We start from the raw sequence: 18344 nt of genomic DNA, 5'->3' as shown, positions 1-18344 counted from the left end.
ACACGAGGAGACACCATGCGGCTTGCCGGCAAAATTGCCATCGTCACGGGCGCGGGTTCGGGTTTTGGAGAAGGCATCGCCAATACCTTTGCCCGCGAAGGCGCGCGCGTCGTCGTCAATGACTTGAATGCGGAGGCCGGCGAACGCGTGGCCAGCGCCATTCGCGTGGCCGGCGGCGATGCGCATTTCGTGCACGCCGACGTGTCGAATGGGGACTCCGTCGCCAAGTTGTTGGGCGCCACGCTGGCGCGCTACGGCGATCTGCACATCGTCGTGAACAACGCCGGCACCACGCACAAGAACAAGCCGCTGCTGCAGATCACCGAGGACGAGTTCGACCGCGTGATGGCCGTCAACGTGAAGAGCATTTACTGGACGGCGCATCACATCGTCCCGCACTTCCGGGAGCGCGGCGGCGGCGTGTTCGTCAATGTGGCGTCCACCGCAGGCATCCGGCCGCGGCCGGGCCTCGTCTGGTACAACGCCAGCAAGGGCGCCGTCATCACGGCCAGCAAGGCAATGGCGGCCGAACTGGGCCCCGACAAGATCCGCGTGAACTGCGTGAACCCGGTGATGGGCGCCACGGGCCTCATCGAGCAGTTCATGGGCGTACCTGACACCCCCGAGAACCGCGCGCGCTTCCTGGCGACGATCCCGATGGGGCGGCTCTCCACGCCGCAGGATGTGGCCAACGCATGCCTGTATCTGGCGTCGGACGAAGCGGAGTTCATTACCGGCACGTGTTTGGAAGTGGACGGCGGGCGCTGCGTATAAACCCTGCCGGCGGGCGTCTTGGCGCATTCGCCCGAGAAGCGCAGAATGCTGTGGCGGTTTTCCAGGCCGAGGTAGGTAACGAGGAGCACTCGGCCTGAACTCACAATAACTCTGGAGACCCGATGGCCATCACCACCCCTCCCACCTCACCGGTTGGCGGCGCAGGCACGCTGCCGCCACAGTCCACAAGCGCATTTGAAGAAGCTACTTACCGCAAGGTGACGTGGCGTCTCGTTCCGTTCCTGCTGCTGTGTTACGTGGTCGCGTATCTCGATCGCGTCAACGTGGGCTTTGCCAAGCTGCAGATGCTCAACGATCTCAAGTTCAGCGAGACCATCTACGGCCTTGGCGCCGGCATCTTTTTCATCGGCTACTTCCTTTTTGAAGTGCCGAGCAATGTGATCCTGCACCGCGTGGGCGCGCGCATCTGGATCGCGCGGATCATGATCTCGTGGGGCATCATCTCGGCGGCCATGATGTTCGTGACCACGCCGGCCATGTTCTACGTGATGCGCTTTCTGCTGGGCCTGGCAGAGGCCGGCTTCTTCCCGGGCATCATCCTGTACCTCACGTACTGGTATCCGGCGCAGCGGCGCGGGCGCACCACCACCTTTTTCATGACGGCGATTGCGCTGTCGGGCGTGATCGGCGGCCCCATCTCGGGTTGGGCGATGAAGGCATTTGCCGGCGTCTATGGCCTGGCCGGTTGGCAGTGGATGTTCCTGATCGAAGGCATTCCGTCGATCATCGTCGGCATCTTCGTGCTGGCTTATCTGGACGACCGCATCAGCCACGCGAAGTGGCTGACCGAAGAAGAGAAGGCGCTTCTCGCCCGCAACATCGCCGCGGAAGACGCCGAGAAGGAGGACCCGCCCATCCGCACCGTCATGGCCAGCCCGCGCGTGTGGCTGATGAGCCTGATCTACTTCACCTTCGTGATGGGCCTGTATGGCGTGAGCTTCTGGCTGCCGACCCTGATCAAGCAGACCGGTGTGGCCGATCCGTTCTCGGTAGGCTTGCTGACGGCGATCCCGTACGGCGCGGCAGTCGTCGCCATGGTCCTGGTGGCCCGCAGCGCAGACCGTCTGCGCGAGCGCCGCTGGCACATCGCGATTCCCGCGGTGGTGGGCGCGGTCGGGCTTGTCCTGTCGGCCGTGTGGCACACCGACACCACGCTGGCCATGGCCGCCCTCACGCTCGGCACCATGGGCATCCTGACCACGTTGCCGCTGTTCTGGAGCCTGCCGACTGCATTCCTGGCCGGCACTGGCGCCGCCGCTGGCATTGCGCTCATCAATTCGCTGGGCAACCTCGCGGGCTTCCTGAGCCCCTACGCCGTCGGCTGGCTGAAAGACGCCACGCAGAGCACCGATTCGGGCATGTACATGCTGGCCGCGTCGATGGTGCTGGGTGCGATCCTCACGCTTTCCGTGCCGGCACGGATGGTGAACAAATAGGTGCCGTCACCGCCAAGAAAAAAGGCCGGGATCATCCCGGCCTTTTTCATTTCACGGCAAGCAATGCGCTTTGCCGGTAGTGGCGCTGCGCGTCTTCCATGCGCTCCGTCTGCTCGAACATCTGTGCAAGCGCCAGATGCGCATGGGCGCGGAGGTTGCCGGAGTGATCGGCATCGGCGTACTTCAATGCCGACTCCAGGTTCGACTGCGCCTTGCCCCAGAGCTGCTCCTTGAAGCACAGCATGCCGAGCGTGTAGAACAGGTCGGCATCCACCGGATGCTGGGCGAGCCATTTCTCGGCCTGCTGGATCAGCGGCAGCGCCTTGCCCGGCACTGCGCAATCGGCGTAGCGGCGGATCAGGCGGCTATCCCAATGCGTCTTCAGGCCATCTTCAACGATGCGCTTGGCGTCATCGGTGCGGCCAAGCTGTGCGAAATACAGCGCTGCCTGCGAGGCAATGCGCGGCGAGCGGCGTTCTTCCGTGGTCAGCTCGCGCCAGAAGCTGTTCAGCGCATCGGCATCGTGGCGGCGCTCGGCCAGCAGCGTTTCACACGCCATCTGCTTAAGACGCGCGGCCAGCACAGAATGGATGGCGTTGCGCTTTTCCAGGGCGCGCGTGAGGCGCAACACCTCGCTCCAGTTCTTCAGATGCTGATGCGCACGCAGGGCAATGCGTTGCGCCTGAATCTGCCGCGAGCCCTGCGATTGCAGCTGCGCGATCTTCTCCAGCGCACCTTCCGCATCGCGGGCGTCGACCAGCAACTCGGCCATCGACACGAGTTTCGCCTGCTCACGATCGGGCGAAGACACTTCGGCCATCCAGGCGTCGCGGCGCTCGGTTTCCTGCATGCGGTGTGCGGCACGGGCGCCGATCAGCGCGGCCGTCTCACGCTGCGGCTCCCAGGCCTGGGCTTCGCGCGCCTGGCGTTCCGCATGGCCGAAGCGGCCGGCAAACAGGCTTTCCATCGCTTCGCGCAACGCGGCCGATGCCTTCAGGATGCGGTTGCGCTCGCGATACGCCGCAGCACGCGCCGGCATGCCGGCCACGTGGTGGAAAAGGCGCATCACAAGATGCAGCACCACGAACGTCGCCAGCAGCGCAGCCAGCACGAAATTGAGCGACATCTCGACCCGGTACGGCGGGTAGAACAGCACGACGTTGCTCAGGTTAAGTTCAGTGAACAGCGCCAGCCCAACGGCGGCGGCAAACAGGAGCGCGACCCAGAATACCCAGCGCATGCTCACTCCTTGCCCGAACCGCGCACGGCGGCAAGGCTGTCAGCCAGCGTCGGCACCTGCAGCGTGCCGGCCGTCGCGCGCACCTGAGACAGTTGATTCTGCACCGTGGTCACGCGCGAAGACTGCGTATCGAAGTAGCGTGCGAGCAGCGTATCGGCGCGCCCCAGGTCGGCACGGAACACAGCGTCATTGCGCGAGAGCAATGCCAGGCGCGCATTCATCAAGCGCAGCTTGAGGTTTTCGCGCAGGAACCACGCTTGGTCGGAAGATAGCAGCAGCGCTTCGGTCTGATCGACGCGGCGCACCTGTACGATCTGGCCGAGCTCGTCGCGAACGTCGTTCCACAGGCGGGCCCACCAGGCGCGCACACCCACCGACCATCCGGCGTTTGGCGGCGTCGCCGCAACCGGCGCCGACGCGGCCGCAGCGTGCGCCTTGGCATTCTTCGTGGGTTTCGCGGCCGCATGCGGCGCCTGTGCAGCCTGTTCCGCCTCCAGCGGCTGGGCCGACGAGATGAGCGGCAGCGTGTCGACAGCGTTGATTGCGTCATCCAGCCGCAGCGTCGCACCCGCCAGATCAAACGACGGCATCGCCTTGAGCTTGGCCATGTCGCGCGATACGGCCCGGCGCACGGCGTTGAACTGCGGCTTGTCGAGCGTGGCCAGGCGTGCATCGACCGTTTGCAGCGCAGCCAGCGCACCGGCGACATTACCGGTCAGTTGCAATTGCTCGGCCGTGACCTCCAGCGAGCGCTGAATCTCGGCGCGCTGCCAGTCATCACGGTTGCGCAGAAGGTCTTGGTTGGCCTGCTCCAGCGCGGCTTGGCGATCGCGCGTTTCAGCGGTGCGGGCGTCCAGCGCCCCGAATTTCTGTTGCAGTTGGGAAACCGAATCCCGGTCTGCACGGGACAGCACGCGCATCTCCTGCGCCAGCGCTTCATTTGTCTGGGCATGCTGACGGATCTCGCGTGCGAGGCGCTCATTGCGCACCTGCAGCGCGGCCACCGCTGCCACGACCGCAACCAGCACCACCCAGATCACCCAACCGCCACGGCGTTGCGCTTGGTTGACCGTCATGGTGGGCGCAAACGCAGCCGGCGGAGCAGCAGGCGCAGGGGCCGGGCTCGGCTTGGTTGCCGCGGATGCGGGCGCTGGTGTCGAAGCGGGGGCAGAAGCGGGAGCCGCCAAGGGAACGGGAGTCTGCGTCACAGTCGAAGAAGAAGTAGACGATTTTGATTCAGCCGACACCGCTGCCGGGGCATGCTCGGACGCCGATACCGGCCCGGCCCAGGCGAGCACGCTGGCGAGCAGCCGGTCGTCGCCGGCGCCGGTCAGCGTCACGTCGCGAAAGCCCAGCGATTTGGCCTGTTCGACGATGCGGGCGTGCGAAGCAAAGCACGGCGCGCCATGCAGCGTGTCGAGATCGGCCGGCGAAAGATTCGCGCGAGCCAGCTCATCGAGATTGCGGACAGCTTCCGAACTGGTGAGCGTCCAGGCATGGCGGGCCGGAAGCACGGCACGCAACGCGAGCCACGCCGCAGCATCGGGCACCGGGACGCTGCGGCGATACGCCTCCACCGTACGGACCGATGCGCCGGCTTCGCGCAGTTGATCGGCCAGCCATTCGCGGCCGCCATTGCCGCGCACGATCAGAACTTCACGACCGCTCAACGACGGCACATCCAGCCTCGCGTACAGCGCTTCGGAATCCTGGCGAGCGTCGTCGGCATGCGTGTCAGGCTGGATCACACGGTGCGCGGGCGGCGCAACGCCGTGCTGGGCGAGCGCCAGTGCGCTCGCGGGGCCCACCACCGCTACAGGCACTTCCTGCGGCCAGCGGAAGCCTTCCGGCATGGCGGCAAACGCCTGCTGCACGGCGTTAGGGCTGACGAACACGACCAGCACATAGCGCGAAGGATCGCCCAACGCGGCGCGCAAGTCGTCGAGATTGGGCGTCGGCGCAATGTCGAGCAGCGGAAACTGGTGCGTGCGCAGGCCGTGGCGCTCAAGCGCCGCCACCAGCATGGGCGCCTGCGCGCGCGGACGCGTAACCACCACCACGGGCGGGGTTGCCGGTTGAGCAGGCGGCGTGCTGGATGCGGGCGACGATGGTGACAAGCGCGGTGGCAAGTGGTCGTCCATGGCGAGCCGTGGGAGTTAGGTAGCGGGTGGGGCGTCGGCGCCCAGCATGGCAAGGATGTCGCGTGCGCCGCCAGTCAGCATCTGCTGGGCGACGTGCACGCCCAGTGCGTCGGCTTCGGCCAGCGTGGATGGCGTGGCCTCGCCATCTGCGGCAAGTTTGCGGGTGCCGTCCTGCGAAGCGACAAAGGCGCGCAGGCGCAGCGTGCCGGTATCCGACCACTGCGCAAACGAAGCCAGTGGCACCTGGCAGGAACCGCCGAGGATGCGCGAAACGGCGCGTTCAGCCGTCACGGCCAGCGCGGTGGGGTCATCGTGCAGCGGCGCGAGACACGCTCGTACGTCTGCACGATCGGCGCGAATCTCGATGCCGAGCGCACCCTGCCCTGCTGCCGGCAGCGATTCTTCCGGCGTGATGGTCGAGCGGATACGATCAGCCAGGCCAAGGCGTTTAAGCCCGGCAGCAGCCAGGATGATGGCGGCGTAGTCGCCACGATCGAGCTTGCCGAGGCGCGTATCGAGGTTGCCCCGCAGCGGCTGGATGACCAGATGCGGGAAGCGCGCCCGCAGCGAAGCCTCGCGGCGCAGGCTGGACGTGCCCACGATGGCGCCGGCCGGCAGCGAGGCCAAATCGGCGTAGTCGTTGGAAACAAAGGCGTCGCGCGGATCTTCGCGTTCGAGGATGGCCGAAAGCGCAAAGCCTTCCGGCAATTCCATCGGCACATCCTTGAGCGAATGCACGGCGAGATCGGCGCGCCCCTCGGCCAGCGCGACTTCCAGCTCCTTTACGAACAAACCTTTGCCCCCCACCTTTGCGAGGGAGCGGTCGAGAATCTGGTCGCCGCGCGTGGTCATTCCAAGGATGGACACGTCGCACGCGGGATAGTATTTTTGCAATGCAGCACGCACGTGTTCGGCCTGCCAGAGGGCAAGCCGGCTTTCGCGCGAGGCAATGACCAGCTTGGTCGGCGCCTGGGCTGCAGGAGTCGTTGCAAGCTGGGATTGACGGGAGGTCGGGCGGGCGTTGGAAGGCATGCGGCAATGGTAGCACGCAGCATTTTCGCGACAGTCCGGCTATCACGTTGAAGTGATGCAGAAAAGAGGGCCGTTCAGGCACCTTACCTACCCAATCTAGGAGACACCATGACGCAGCCCGCCGCGCGCCGCGCTTCCTCGCGCGCGACCCCCGCCCGCAAGGCTTCAGCCGCCCCCGCCAAGACCAGCAAGACCTCGAAAGCAGTCAAGACTGCCAAGCCCGCCGCCAAACCGGTGGTCAAGGCCAATGGGGCGGACGAAGCCAACGGCGCATCACTCGGCCCCACTTCCCGACGCTCGTCGGGCAGCGCCGCGGCCAAGGATCAGCCGCTGAAGGAAGACATCCGCTTCCTCGGGCGCCTGCTGGGCGACGTGCTGCGTGACCAGGAAGGCGGCACCGTCTTCGAAACGGTCGAGACCATCCGCCAGACCGCCGTGCGCTTCCGCCGCGACGGCGACCGCCAGGCCGAGCAGGATCTCGACCGGCTGCTGAAAACCCTCTCGCGCGACCAAACCACGTCGGTGGTGCGCGCCTTCAGCTATTTCTCGCACCTGGCGAACATCGCTGAAGACCAGCACCACAATCGCCGCCGCCGCGTGCATGCGCTGGCCGGATCGCCGCCGCAGCCGGGCAGCCTGATGCGCGCGCTGCTGTCGGCCGCCGATGAAGGCATGTCGGGCGACGTGCTGCGCCGATTCTTCGAAACCGCGCTGATCGTGCCGGTGCTGACCGCCCACCCGACCGAGGTGCAGCGCAAGAGCACGCTCGACGCACAACGTGAAATCGCCCGCCTGCTGGCCGAGCGCGACGCGCCGCTCACCACGCGCGAGCGCGAGCGCAACACTGCGCTGCTGCGTGCCCATGTCACCAAGCTGTGGCAAACGCGCATGCTGCGCACCACGCGTCTGATGGTGGCGGACGAGATCGAGAACGCGCTGTCGTATTACAAAACCACCTTCCTGCGCGAAATTCCCGCGCTGTACCGCGAGCTTGAAGAAGACATCGCGACGGTCTTCCCGCGTCGCGGCGCACGCGGCGAATCGGCACCGTTGCCACCCTTTTTCCAGATGGGCTCCTGGATCGGCGGCGACCGTGACGGCAACCCGTTCGTCACCGCGACGACGTTGCTCGACGCTGCACGGAAGCAGGCGAGCGTGATCCTCGCGTGGTACCTGGAAGAGATCCACGCGCTGGGTGCGGAACTGTCGATGTCGACGTCGCTGGTGGATGTGAGTGCCGAGCTGCAAGCGCTGGCCGAGCGCTCACCCGACCACTCCGAACACCGCGTGGACGAGCCGTACCGCCGTGCGCTGATTGGCGTGTATGCACGCTTGGCTGCCACCTGCCGCGAGCTGACCGGTGAAGACGCCGGCCGCCACGCCGTCGGGCCCGCTCCGGCTTACAGCAACGCAGAAGAACTGCGCGCCGATATCCAGATCGTGATCGATTCGCTGGCGGCGCACCACGGCGAGGTGCTGGCCGACGCGCGGCTGGCATCGCTGGCGCGCGCAATTGATGTGTTCGGCTTCCACCTGTCATCGATCGACCTGCGGCAGGTGTCGGACGTGCACGAAGCGACCGTCGCCGAGCTGCTGAATGTAGCGGGCGTGGAAGGGGCGTACGCCGCGATGTCCGAGGCCGACAAGCGCACGCTGCTGCTGCGCGAGTTGCAACAACCGCGCGTGCTGACGCTGCCGTTCCACGCATACAGCGAGCAGACCACGTCGGAGATCGACATCTTCCGCGCCGCGCGTGAGGTGCGTGCCCGCTACGGCAACCGCATCGTGCGCAACTACATCATTTCGCACACCGAGACGCTGTCCGACCTGCTGGAAGTGATGCTGCTGCAGAAGGAAGCCGGCATGTTCCGCACGGGCGCCAATGGCAGCGGCAGCGCCGCGCTGGACGTCATGGTGATCCCGCTGTTCGAAACCATTGAGGACTTGCGCAACGCCCCCGAGATCATGGGCGACCTGCTTGCCCTGCCCGGCTTCGATGCCGTGCTCGCAGCGCAGGGCAACGAGCAGGAAGTGATGCTCGGCTATTCGGATTCCAACAAGGACGGCGGTTTCCTCACCTCCAACTGGGAGCTGTACAAGGCCGAGTTGGCGCTGGTGGAGCTGTTCGAGCGCAAGGGCGTGCGCCTGCGCCTCTTCCACGGCCGCGGCGGCACGGTGGGCCGAGGCGGCGGCCCGACCTATCAGGCCATCCTGTCGCAGCCGCCGGGCACGGTGAACGGGCAGATCCGCCTGACCGAGCAGGGCGAAATCATCTCCAGCAAGTTCGCCAACCCCGAGATCGGCCGGCGCAATCTGGAAACCATCGTCGCCGCCACGCTGGAAGCGACGCTGCTGCCCACGCGCAACCGTCCGAAGGGCCTGGAAGATTTCGAAGCCGCCATGCAGGCGCTGTCGGACAACGCCTTTGCCGCGTACCGCAATCTCGTCTACGAAACCCCGGGCTTCAAGGATTACTTCTTCGCCACCACGCCGATCACCGAGATTGCCGATCTGAACCTGGGTTCACGCCCGGCCTCGCGCAAGCTGATGGATAAGAAACACCGCCGCATTGAAGACCTGCGCGCGATTCCGTGGGGCTTCTCGTGGGGCCAATGCCGTCTGCTGCTGCCGGGCTGGTTCGGCTTCGGCAGCGCGGTGCAGCGCTGGCTCGACGATGCGGGCAACGCCAAGGCCCGCGCCGCGCGCCTGGCCACGCTCAAGCGCATGCACAAGCAATGGCCGTTCTTTGCGAACTTGCTCTCGAACATGGACATGGTGCTGTCCAAGGCCGATCTGAACGTGGCCTCGCGCTACGCGCAGCTCTGCGACGACCGCAAACTGCGTAACGCGGTGTTCTCGCGCATCTCGGCGGAGTTCACATTGACCGAGCAGATGCTGGCCGCCATCACGGGGCAGTCGGAGCGCTTGGCCGACAACCCGCTGCTGGCGCGTTCCATCAAGAACCGCTTCCCGTATCTCGACCCGCTGAATCACCTGCAGGTCGAACTGCTCAAGCGCTTCCGCTCGGGCAAGGCCGGCAGTGACGATGCGCGCGTGCGACGCGGCATCCATCTGTCGATCAACGGGATTGCTGCAGGCCTTCGCAATAGCGGCTGATCAGGCAACCAGCGCGGTGGCGGCCGGGCGACGGCTGATCCACGCCATCGCCATCGCGCCGGCGTACGACAGCGTCATCAGGCCAAACACCAGCGGCGAGGCATGCGCCAGACCGGGCACCACCGTAACGACCGCGCCCGCCGCTGCGACGCCCAGCAAACTGCCCGTCTGCCGGGCGGCGTTGAGCAAGCCCGACGCCGTGCCGGCCAATTCGCCCGGTGCCGCAGACAGGATGGTCGACGTCATGGGCGCAATCGCCAGCGCGGTACCGCCGCCGTAAGCCATCATCGTTGCACTGACCACCCAGATGTGCACATGGCCCGTCAGCGCAGCCGACGTTGCCAGCAAACCCGCAGCGCCGATCAAGAGACCACTCAGCATCATCGTCGGCGTAGAAAAATGTGCCATCAGCTTGCCCGCGAAGATGTTGCCCGCCGACAGGCTCACCGCCATTGGCAGCATGACCAGGCCGGTCTGGCGTGCGCTCAGCTGTTCGACATTTTGTAAATGCAGGCTTAGCACGAACAACGCGCCGTAATAGCCGAAGTTCAGCAGAAACCCCACGCCGTTGACCGCGCCCAGCGTGCGATGCCCCAGCCAGGCCAGCGGCACCAGCGGTGCCCGCGCCCGGCGTTCGGCCAAGACGAACAGCACCCCGGCCACCACCGTCAACAGCGCGGTACCCCACACCCACGGCGATTGCGCGCCGCGCACCGGCCATTCAATCGCGGCAAAACACAGCGCTGCGAGCATCACCGCGCTCGTCACCTGCCCCGCCCAGTCGAACGGCTTGGCGCGTGCAGGCTGCACGTGACGCACGATGACCCACGTGCCCAGCATGCCGACCACGCCCAGCGGCACGTTGATCAGGAAGGCACTGCGCCAGCCATATGTGTCAACCAGGACGCCACCCAGCGCAGGGCCCACGGCCGCGGCTGTCGCGACGATTGCACCCCACAGGCCAATGGCCCAGGCCCGCTCACGGGGGTCTTCAAACGTGCTGCGAATGAGCGATAGCGAACTCGGCAGAAACATCGCCGCGCCCACGCCCTGCAGGATGCGCGCGGCAATCAGCGTGGTCACTGAAGGCGCCAGCCCACAGCCGGCGGAGGCCACGATGAACACCGCCATCCCCGCCATGAACACGGTGCGAGCGCCAATGCGGTCGCTCAGCAAACCGCCTGTGAGGATGAAAGCGGCAAAGGCCAGCGTGTAAGCGTCAACAATCCAGGCGAGTTCTGCGACGCTGCTGTGCAGGCTGTCGCGCATAGCGATGAGCGCCACGTTGACCACGGTCGTATCGAGCACCGCCATGAACACACCCGACGTGAGAATGCCCAGCGTGGCGTTGCGGCGCCACCGGCTGAGATCGGGTTGCAAGTCAGCTCGGGGACCGGCGCCCAAGGTATTGGCGTGGCATGAAGACATGGCGGAACCGTTTGGCAATTTCATGCAGCCAAGTGTAGGCTGGAGAACGCATGCAAAAAAGCAGCGTTTTTGCATTGCAACGCTGCAAATTTGCATCACTCATCTACAAATATTCGGAGCCCGATGTGAACTGGGACAACGGACGCTTCTTCCTGGCCGTGGCGCGCACCTGCACGCTGCGCGGTGCGGCACAGCGCCTGGGCGTGGATCAGGCCACGGTGGGCCGCCGCATCGCCGCGCTGGAAGACGAGCTATCGGCCAAGCTCTTCCTGCGCACGTCGACCGCACTGGTGCTCACACCTGCCGGCGAAGCGCTGATCGGCCCGGCCGAAGCGATGGAGCAGGCGGCACACACCATCGAGCGCCGCGTGGCCGGCATCGACGAGCAACTCGCCGGCACGATACGCCTGGCCACGACCGACACCATGGCGGCCACCTTTGTGTTGCCGGCTATTGCGACGCTGCGGCACCGGCATCCTGGCATCGACGTCGTCTGCATAGCGTCCAAGAGCATTGCCAACCTGACCAAGCGCGAAGCCGATGTGGCCGTGCGCACGCTGCGGCCGGATTCGCCGGACCTCATCGCGCGGCGCATCGGACAAATGGAAACCGGCATCTATGCGAGCCGCAGCTACGTTGCGGCCCGCGGCGAGCCGGAGGAAGGGACGGCCTTTGCGGGGCACGACCTGGTGCTTTATCCGCGCAACGAAGTGCCGTGGATGTGGGAAGACCTTTGCGGAGAGCCCATTACGCGCGGGCGCGTCGTCTTGCAGAGCAACTCGGCGCTGGCGCTGTTCGAGGCGGTGGCCGCAGGCATTGGGATCACCGAACTGGTTTGCCGCCGCGCGCAAGCGTATCCACAACTGGTGCGCGTGCTGCCAAACCGCCGGAGCATGCAGGACGTCTGGCTCGTCACGCACGCCGATCTGCACAAGACCGCACGCGTGCGGGCCTTGCTCGATTGCATCGTCGAAGCGTTCGACGCGCACAAAAAAACCGCCACACCGTAAACGAGCGGCCGGCGTGGCGGCCCAACAAACCCTTCAGCTGATGAATGCCACCGGCACCGGGTCTTCACCCAACACCGAAAGCAGCACTGCCCAATGCATTGCCTCGTCGCCCAGGATGCTGGCGGCGGCCTTGGTCAGGTCGCGCGTGTAGAAATTCGGCAGCACGCCCAAGTAGGCCGAAGTGGCGCCCTTTTCCAGGCCGGCGGCAAAACGCAGCACGTCGGCCTGCGTCTTGAGCTGGCTGACCGGGAAGTTGTATTCCGCCACCTTCTTTTCCATGACCGGCGTACCACCCAGCTTGGACACCGTGCCCGCCAGCACCGACGCGTGTGCCTTGTGGTGGCCCTGGAACTTCACGGCCGTCGCGAGCACGGGCTTTTGCAACAAGCCGCTTTCTGCCCCCACCTGATAGGCGGCGATGGCCTGGTACTCCAGCCCGAGCGCCACGTTCAGGATGTTGATGTCGTCTTTCACGCTGCCCGACTGGGTCTGCGCCCAGGCAGGCATCGACTGGCCCAGCGACACCGCCGCCAGCGAACCCAGCGCCATCAGCCCCGGCGCGCGCAGCAGCACGCGGCGACGCGCGTCGATGCGCGGGCTGTCACTCTCCAACTGATCCATCTCTTTGGTTGTGTCCATCGTCAGTCTCCTTGCATATGTGGGGAAAAGCGCGATCCGTGCGGTGCGTGATGCGAATCGCGGGCGTTTGTTCAGCGCCTGACCACTTATACGAAGGGCGCATCCAACTGGATGCAAATACCTCAGCACCTTTCACGTGAATTCCCCCGGCAACCACGGTTTCTACCTACACTTTGGGCAGAACCGTCCACAAAAAACTGCCCACGTGCTCACCTTCCAGCGCACCGCCGACGACCACGCCGCGCAAGACACCGATCCACCGACGGCGGCCGCGGCAGCGCGCCCCCAAAGCGCCGACGCGGAAGAGCTGGCGGCGTTGCTGCAGCGCATCGGCCTGGGCGACCGCGACGCCCTGCGCGCGCTATATTCGCGCTGTGCACCGAAACTGTTTGGGCTCGCGCTGCGTATCTTGGTCAGGAAGGACTGGGCCGAGGACGTCTTGCAAGAAAGCTTCGTCAACATCTGGCGCCATGCCGGCGATTACCGCCCCCACATGGCCGCCCCCATGACGTGGATGACCACGATCGTGCGCAACCGTGCACTCGATTGCCTGCGCCGGCAACATGCCGAGCGCGCGCAGGAATCCGTGCCGCTGGATGACAGCTACGCCGATGTCCTGGCCGACCACGCCCCTGGTCCCGCCGACCTCGCGCTGGCCGGCCAGCAAGCCCGCGCGCTGGCCGAATGCCTCAAGCGCCTGGACCCGAAGCAGCGCGAAGTCGTGTCGCTCGCCTATCTGCGAGACCTGTCGCACAGCGAGCTGGCACAAGCGCTGTCACTACCGCTGGGCACCGTCAAATCCTGGATGCGGCGCGGATTGGACCGCCTGCGCGAATGCCTCGGAGCACCCTGATGGACCCGCGCCGCCACCCCGATCTCGTCGACAAGCTGGCCGCCGAATACGCGGTCGGCACATTGCGCGACGGCGCACGCCGCCGGTTCGAGCAGATCCTTCGCCACGACGACGCCGTGCGTGCCACGGTCGAACGCTGGCAACGCTATCTGGCCGACCTGCCCGCGCTTCAGCCGGCGACGGCGCCGCTGCCGGAGATTTTGTGCCGCGTTGAAGTGCAACTAGGCTGGCGCGAGCCGGCGCCACCACGAAAAGCGCTCTGGCAACGGCTTTGGCAAGGCACCGGCTTCTGGCGCGGCGCCACCGCAGTCGCCGCGGTGATTGCGGCGGTGGCGATCGGGCTGAACCTGCGGCTGGCGCAGCAATTGCGCGAGGCGCCTGTCGCCAACGCCGTGGCCGTGCTGCAGGATGCGAAGGCACAAGCGGCCGTCCTCGTCACCTGGGATGCGCGCACCGGCACGCTATCGCTCAAGCGGCTGGACGCAACGCCGCTCAACACTGAACAGGCCTTGCAGCTCTGGGCACTGCCGCCCGGCGGGCATCCTCAGTCACTTGGGGTGATCGGGCACCAGCGCGCCGTGCGGCTGACGGTGGCGCAGCCGTTGCGGCAGGTGCCGGCGCTGGCCATCAGCGTGGAACCGCGTGGCGGCTCGCCCAACCCGGAGGGGCCGACCGGGCCCGTCGTCTTCAAGGGCGCGCTGATCGACAGCACGTTGTAGCCAGCCCCGGCGCGGGGGCTGAAAGGCCCGGCGGGCGATATAATCGCGGTTTCCTGAATTTGCGGCTGGCCCTTCTCGCTGGCCGCACTCCTCCAGCTGTCCGCCCATGACCTCCCAACTCGCCAAGAAGGCCGAAGCGTGGTCCGCCCGCTTTAACGAGCCGGTATCCGATCTCGTCAAGCGCTATACCGCATCGGTGTTCTTCGACAAGCGCCTCGCACTGTTCGACATCCAGGGCTCGCTAGCGCACGCCGCCATGCTCGCCAAGCAGGGCATCATCGCCGAGGCAGACCGCGCCGCCATCGAAAAGGGCATGGCGCAGATCCGCCAGGAGATCGAGGCCGGCACGTTCGAGTGGAAGCTGGACCTGGAAGACGTGCACCTGAACATCGAAGCGCGTCTGACCGCCATGGCGGGCGACGCCGGCAAGCGCCTGCACACGGGCCGCTCGCGCAACGACCAGGTTGCCACCGACATCCGCCTATGGCTGCGCAGCGAGATCGACAACATCGTCGGTCTGCTCAAGGCCCTGCGCAGCGCGCTGCTGGACTTGGCCGAGCAGCACACCAACACCATCGTCCCGGGCTTCACGCACTTGCAGGTCGCGCAACCGGTGGTGTTCGGCCATCACCTGCTGGCCTACGTCGAGATGTTCACTCGCGACACCGAGCGCATGCTGGACGCCCGCAAGCGCGTCAACCGCCTGCCGCTGGGCGCCGCCGCGCTGGCCGGCACGAGCTACCCGATCGACCGTGAATTCGTCGCGCAGCAACTGGGCTTTGATGGCGTGTGCCGCAACTCGCTGGACGCCGTGTCCGATCGCGACTTCGCCATCGAATTCTGCGCAGCGGCCGCACTCGTCATGACGCACATCTCGCGCTTCTCCGAAGAGCTGGTGCTCTGGATGAGCCCGCGCGTGGGCTTTATCGACATTGCCGACCGCTTCTGCACCGGCAGCTCGATCATGCCGCAGAAGAAGAACCCCGACGTGCCGGAACTCGCGCGCGGCAAGACCGGTCGCGTCAACGGCCACCTGATCGGCCTGCTCACGCTGATGAAGGGTCAGCCGCTGGCCTACAACAAGGACAACCAGGAAGACAAGGAACCGCTGTTCGACACCGTGGATACCGTGGTCGACACGCTGCGCATCTTTGCCGACATGGTGCCGGGCATCACCGTCAAGGCCGACGCCATGCGCGCCGCTGCGCTGCAAGGCTACGCCACCGCCACCGATCTGGCCGACTACCTGGTCAAGCGCGGCCTGCCCTTCCGCGATGCACACGAAGCCGTTGCCCACGCCGTGCGCGCGTGCGACGACCTGCGCTGTGATTTGGCAGACCTGTCCGTGGCACAACTGCGTGACATCTGCGGCCTGGGCGACAAGTCCGATCTCATTAGCGACGATGTGCACGCCGTGCTGACGCTGGAAGGCTCGGTCGCCTCGCGCAACCACATTGGCGGAACGGCGCCGGAGCAGGTGAAGCAAGCCATTGCGTTTGCGCGCGCGGCGCTGGCTGAATAATCGGCCGCACGCACCAAACAAAAACGCCGCGCTGACTAGATCAGCGCGGCGTTTTTGTTTGTGCAGCTGAACCTCAGCGCACGCAGTCGACGAAATACCCCATCTTGCCGTCGACTTCTTCCTCGACCAGACCGTGAATGTCAGTCTCGAAGCCCGGGAACAGCTTGTTGAACTCGCGAGCGAATTGCAGGTACTGCACGATCGTCTTGTTGAAGCGTTCGCCAGGAATCAGCAGCGGAATGCCCGGAGGATACGGCGTCAGCAGGATAGCGGTGATGCGGCCCTCCAGGTCGTCGATCGCCACACGCTCGGTTTCACGGTGGGCCATCTTGGCCCAGGCGTCCGACGGCTTCATCGCTGGTTCCATGTTCGACAGGTACATCTCCGTCGTCACGCGGGCCACGTCGTTGGCCTGGTAGACGCTGTGGATGCTGTCGCACAGCTCCCGCAGCCCGATGCGCTCGTACTGCGGATACTGGCGCACGAACTCCGGCAACACGCGCCACAGCGGCTGGTTGTTGTCGTAGTCGTCCTTGAACTGCTGCAGCTCGGTCACCATCGAGTTCCAGCGGCCCTTGGTGATGCCGATGGTGAACATGATGAAGAACGAGTACAAACCGGTCTTCTCGACGATGATGCCGTGCTCAGCCAGGTAACGCGTCACGATGGCGGCCGGGATGCCCGAGTCGCTGAACTTGCCGTCGACGTCCAGGCCCGGGGTGATGATGGTGGCCTTGATCGGGTCGAGCAGGTTGAAGTCTTCCGCCAGGTTGCCGAAGCCGTGCCAGCGCTCGTTGGCCTTGAGCATCCATGCTTCGCGGTCTTCGATGCCCTCGTCGGACAGGTCGTTCGGGCCCCAGACCTTGAACCACCAGTCGTCGCCGCGGCCGTTGCCACCGTTCGTGCCCAGGTATTCGTGCTCCACCTTGCGCATGGCGCGGCGGAAGTCCAGCGCTTCGGCAATGCTCTCCTCCACCAGCGCAGTGCCGCCCGGCGCTTCCATCATCGCCGCGGCCACGTCGCATGAAGCGATGATCGAGTATTGCGGGCTCGTCGACGTGTGCATCAGATACGCCTCATTGAAGCGGTACGTATCGAGCTTGCGCGTCTCGGAATCCTGCACAAGGATCTGCGAGGCCTGCGACAGGCCTGCCAGCAGCTTGTGCGTGCTCTGCGTGGCAAACACCAGCGCGTCCTTGCTGCGCGGGCGGCCATGACCAATGGCGTGCATGTCCTCGTAGAACGGGTGGAACGACGCGTGCGGCAGCCACGCTTCATCAAAGTGCAGCGTGTCGATTTCGGTCGACAGCATGTTCTTGATCATCTCGGCGTTGTACAGCACGCCGTCGTACGTGCCCTGCGTGATGGTCAGGATGCGCGGCTTCTTGTTCTTGGCCTGGCTGGCGAACGGGTGATCGGCGATCTTCTTGGCGATCGTTTCGGGCTCGAACTCGCTCTTCGGGATCGGGCCGATGATGCCGAAATGGTTGCGCGTCGGCATCAGGAACACAGGGATCGCGCCCGTCATCATGATCGCGTGCAGGATCGACTTGTGGCAGTTGCGGTCCACCACCACGATGTCGCCGGGCGCCACGTTGGCGTGCCACACCATCTTGTTCGACGTCGACGTGCCGTTGGTCACAAAGAACATGTGATCGGAGCCGAAGATGCGTGCGGCGTTGCGCTCAGACGCGGCCACCGGGCCCGTGTGGTCAAGCAACTGGCCCAGTTCTTCCACAGCGTTGCAGACGTCGGCGCGCAGCATGTTCTCGCCGAAGAACTGGTGGAACACCTGTCCCACCGGGCTCTTCAGGAACGCCACGCCGCCCGAGTGCCCCGGGCAATGCCACGAATACGAGCTGTCCTGCGCGTAGTCGATCAGCGCCTTGAAGAACGGCGGCGGCAGTGAATCCAGATAGTTGCGCGCTTCACGGATGATGTGTCGGGCCACGAACTCGGGCGTGTCCTCGAACATGTGGATGAAGCCGTGCAGCTCGCGCAGCACGTCGTTCGGCAGATGGCGCGAGGTGCGCGTTTCGCCGTACAGGAAGATGGGAATGTCGGCGTTGCGGCGACGCACCTCGGCCACGAAGGCGCGCAGGTTTTCAACCGCTTCCGGTTCCGGCTTGTCGTTGTCCGGGTTGATGAATTCATCGTCGTCGATCGAGACGATGAAGGTGGAGGCGCGGCTCGACTGTTGAGCGAACGAGGTCAGGTCACCATAGCTGGTGAGACCAGTCACCTCCATCCCCTCCTGCTCGATGGCTTGGGCCAGCGCGCGAATGCCCGACCCGGAGATGTTCTCGGAGCGGAAGTCCTCGTCGATGATGATGACGGGAAAACGGAATTTCATCGTGGTTCCTTATGGATGAAGCTAAAGGCACCGCTCCGGATACGCCTGAACGCGCGGAA

Annotated in this window: 13 protein-coding genes; 7 read left to right on the top strand and 6 right to left on the bottom strand. The window is 65.5% G+C overall.

The annotated features are described in order from the left end of the window. The first annotated feature begins 15 nt into the window (after positions 1-15). The gene (locus ACEN9T_RS13275; RefSeq protein ID WP_252690930.1) at positions 16-774 is read left to right on the top strand and encodes an SDR family oxidoreductase; all 759 of its coding nucleotides are present in this window, start codon (positions 16-18) and stop codon (positions 772-774) included. Between the two features lie 122 nt (positions 775-896). Further along, complete coding sequence (locus ACEN9T_RS13270; RefSeq protein ID WP_413707935.1) at positions 897-2231, top strand: MFS transporter; 1335 nt, start codon at positions 897-899, stop codon at positions 2229-2231. Between the two features lie 46 nt (positions 2232-2277). Here ACEN9T_RS13270 and ACEN9T_RS13265 read toward each other — a convergent pair whose 3' ends face one another. Genes ACEN9T_RS13265 through hemC form a run of 3 tightly spaced genes read right to left on the bottom strand, consistent with a single transcriptional unit; the run spans position 2278 to position 6644 of the window. Then, positions 2278-3471, bottom strand: coding sequence for a heme biosynthesis protein HemY (locus ACEN9T_RS13265; protein ID WP_253538218.1), 1194 nt, complete (start codon positions 3469-3471; stop codon positions 2278-2280). A gap of 2 nt (positions 3472-3473) precedes the next feature. Next, a complete protein-coding gene (hemDX, locus tag ACEN9T_RS13260; RefSeq protein ID WP_413707934.1) occupies positions 3474-5612 on the bottom strand; it encodes a fused uroporphyrinogen-III synthase HemD/membrane protein HemX in 2139 nt (712 codons plus the stop codon). A gap of 15 nt (positions 5613-5627) precedes the next feature. Next, a complete protein-coding gene (hemC, locus tag ACEN9T_RS13255) occupies positions 5628-6644 on the bottom strand; it encodes a hydroxymethylbilane synthase (RefSeq protein WP_413707933.1) in 1017 nt (338 codons plus the stop codon). Between the two features lie 108 nt (positions 6645-6752). Between hemC and ppc the strand changes: the two genes are divergently transcribed. Next, positions 6753-9761: a phosphoenolpyruvate carboxylase gene (ppc, locus tag ACEN9T_RS13250; protein ID WP_413707932.1), complete on the top strand. Its 3009-nt coding sequence runs from the start codon at positions 6753-6755 to the stop codon at positions 9759-9761. Here the strand turns inward: ppc and ACEN9T_RS13245 are convergent, their stop codons facing one another. Then, positions 9762-11189, bottom strand: coding sequence for an MFS transporter (locus ACEN9T_RS13245; RefSeq protein WP_413707931.1), 1428 nt, complete (start codon positions 11187-11189; stop codon positions 9762-9764). Between the two features lie 125 nt (positions 11190-11314). Here ACEN9T_RS13245 and ACEN9T_RS13240 point away from each other — a divergent pair, with 125 nt between their 5' ends. Beyond that, entirely contained in the window at positions 11315-12199 is an 885-nt protein-coding gene (locus ACEN9T_RS13240) for a LysR family transcriptional regulator (protein WP_092973031.1), read from the top strand. A 33-nt stretch (positions 12200-12232) separates the two neighbouring features. Here the strand turns inward: ACEN9T_RS13240 and ACEN9T_RS13235 are convergent, their stop codons facing one another. After that, the gene (locus ACEN9T_RS13235; protein WP_092972947.1) at positions 12233-12838 is read right to left on the bottom strand and encodes a ferritin-like domain-containing protein; all 606 of its coding nucleotides are present in this window, start codon (positions 12836-12838) and stop codon (positions 12233-12235) included. A 205-nt stretch (positions 12839-13043) separates the two neighbouring features. Here ACEN9T_RS13235 and ACEN9T_RS13230 point away from each other — a divergent pair, with 205 nt between their 5' ends. The 3 genes from ACEN9T_RS13230 (at position 13044) to argH (ending at position 15932) form a co-directional block, all read left to right on the top strand. Then, a complete protein-coding gene (locus ACEN9T_RS13230; protein ID WP_413707930.1) occupies positions 13044-13691 on the top strand; it encodes an RNA polymerase sigma factor in 648 nt (215 codons plus the stop codon). Beyond that, positions 13691-14410 carry an anti-sigma factor domain-containing protein gene (locus ACEN9T_RS13225; RefSeq protein WP_413707929.1) on the top strand — a complete coding sequence of 240 codons (720 nt, stop codon included), beginning with the start codon at positions 13691-13693 and terminating at the stop codon, positions 14408-14410. Before ACEN9T_RS13230 ends, ACEN9T_RS13225 begins: the two co-directional genes overlap by 1 nt. Positions 14411-14516: 106 nt before the next feature. Continuing rightward, a complete protein-coding gene (gene argH / locus ACEN9T_RS13220; protein WP_027680809.1) occupies positions 14517-15932 on the top strand; it encodes an argininosuccinate lyase in 1416 nt (471 codons plus the stop codon). 73 nt (positions 15933-16005) lie between these two features. Here the strand turns inward: argH and ACEN9T_RS13215 are convergent, their stop codons facing one another. Further along, positions 16006-18285: an arginine/lysine/ornithine decarboxylase gene (locus tag ACEN9T_RS13215; protein WP_092972941.1), complete on the bottom strand. Its 2280-nt coding sequence runs from the start codon at positions 18283-18285 to the stop codon at positions 16006-16008. Positions 18286-18344: the final 59 nt, after the last annotated feature.

This window comes from Ralstonia sp. Ralssp110 (genome assembly GCF_047325135.1).
GTDB classification, from domain to species: domain Bacteria; phylum Pseudomonadota; class Gammaproteobacteria; order Burkholderiales; family Burkholderiaceae; genus Ralstonia; species Ralstonia mojiangensis.
The sequence above is the reverse complement of the archived record's forward strand: the minus strand, read 5'-3'. Positions and strand labels throughout refer to the sequence as shown.

Excerpts from the sequence above, each read along its gene's own strand:
- ACEN9T_RS13275 (WP_252690930.1), top strand. The coding sequence starts at position 16 with ATGCGGCTTGCCGGCAAAATTGCCATCGTCACGGGCGCGGGTTCGGGT.
- ACEN9T_RS13270 (WP_413707935.1), top strand. The coding sequence starts at position 897 with ATGGCCATCACCACCCCTCCCACCTCACCGGTTGGCGGCGCAGGCACG.
- ACEN9T_RS13265 (WP_253538218.1), bottom strand. The coding sequence starts at position 3,471 with ATGCGCTGGGTATTCTGGGTCGCGCTCCTGTTTGCCGCCGCCGTTGGG.
- hemDX (WP_413707934.1), bottom strand. The coding sequence starts at position 5,612 with ATGGACGACCACTTGCCACCGCGCTTGTCACCATCGTCGCCCGCATCC.
- hemC (WP_413707933.1), bottom strand. The coding sequence starts at position 6,644 with ATGCCTTCCAACGCCCGCCCGACCTCCCGTCAATCCCAGCTTGCAACG.
- ppc (WP_413707932.1), top strand. The coding sequence starts at position 6,753 with ATGACGCAGCCCGCCGCGCGCCGCGCTTCCTCGCGCGCGACCCCCGCC.
- ACEN9T_RS13245 (WP_413707931.1), bottom strand. The coding sequence starts at position 11,189 with ATGTCTTCATGCCACGCCAATACCTTGGGCGCCGGTCCCCGAGCTGAC.
- ACEN9T_RS13235 (WP_092972947.1), bottom strand. The coding sequence starts at position 12,838 with ATGGACACAACCAAAGAGATGGATCAGTTGGAGAGTGACAGCCCGCGC.
- ACEN9T_RS13225 (WP_413707929.1), top strand. The coding sequence starts at position 13,691 with ATGGACCCGCGCCGCCACCCCGATCTCGTCGACAAGCTGGCCGCCGAA.
- argH (WP_027680809.1), top strand. The coding sequence starts at position 14,517 with ATGACCTCCCAACTCGCCAAGAAGGCCGAAGCGTGGTCCGCCCGCTTT.
- ACEN9T_RS13215 (WP_092972941.1), bottom strand. The coding sequence starts at position 18,285 with ATGAAATTCCGTTTTCCCGTCATCATCATCGACGAGGACTTCCGCTCC.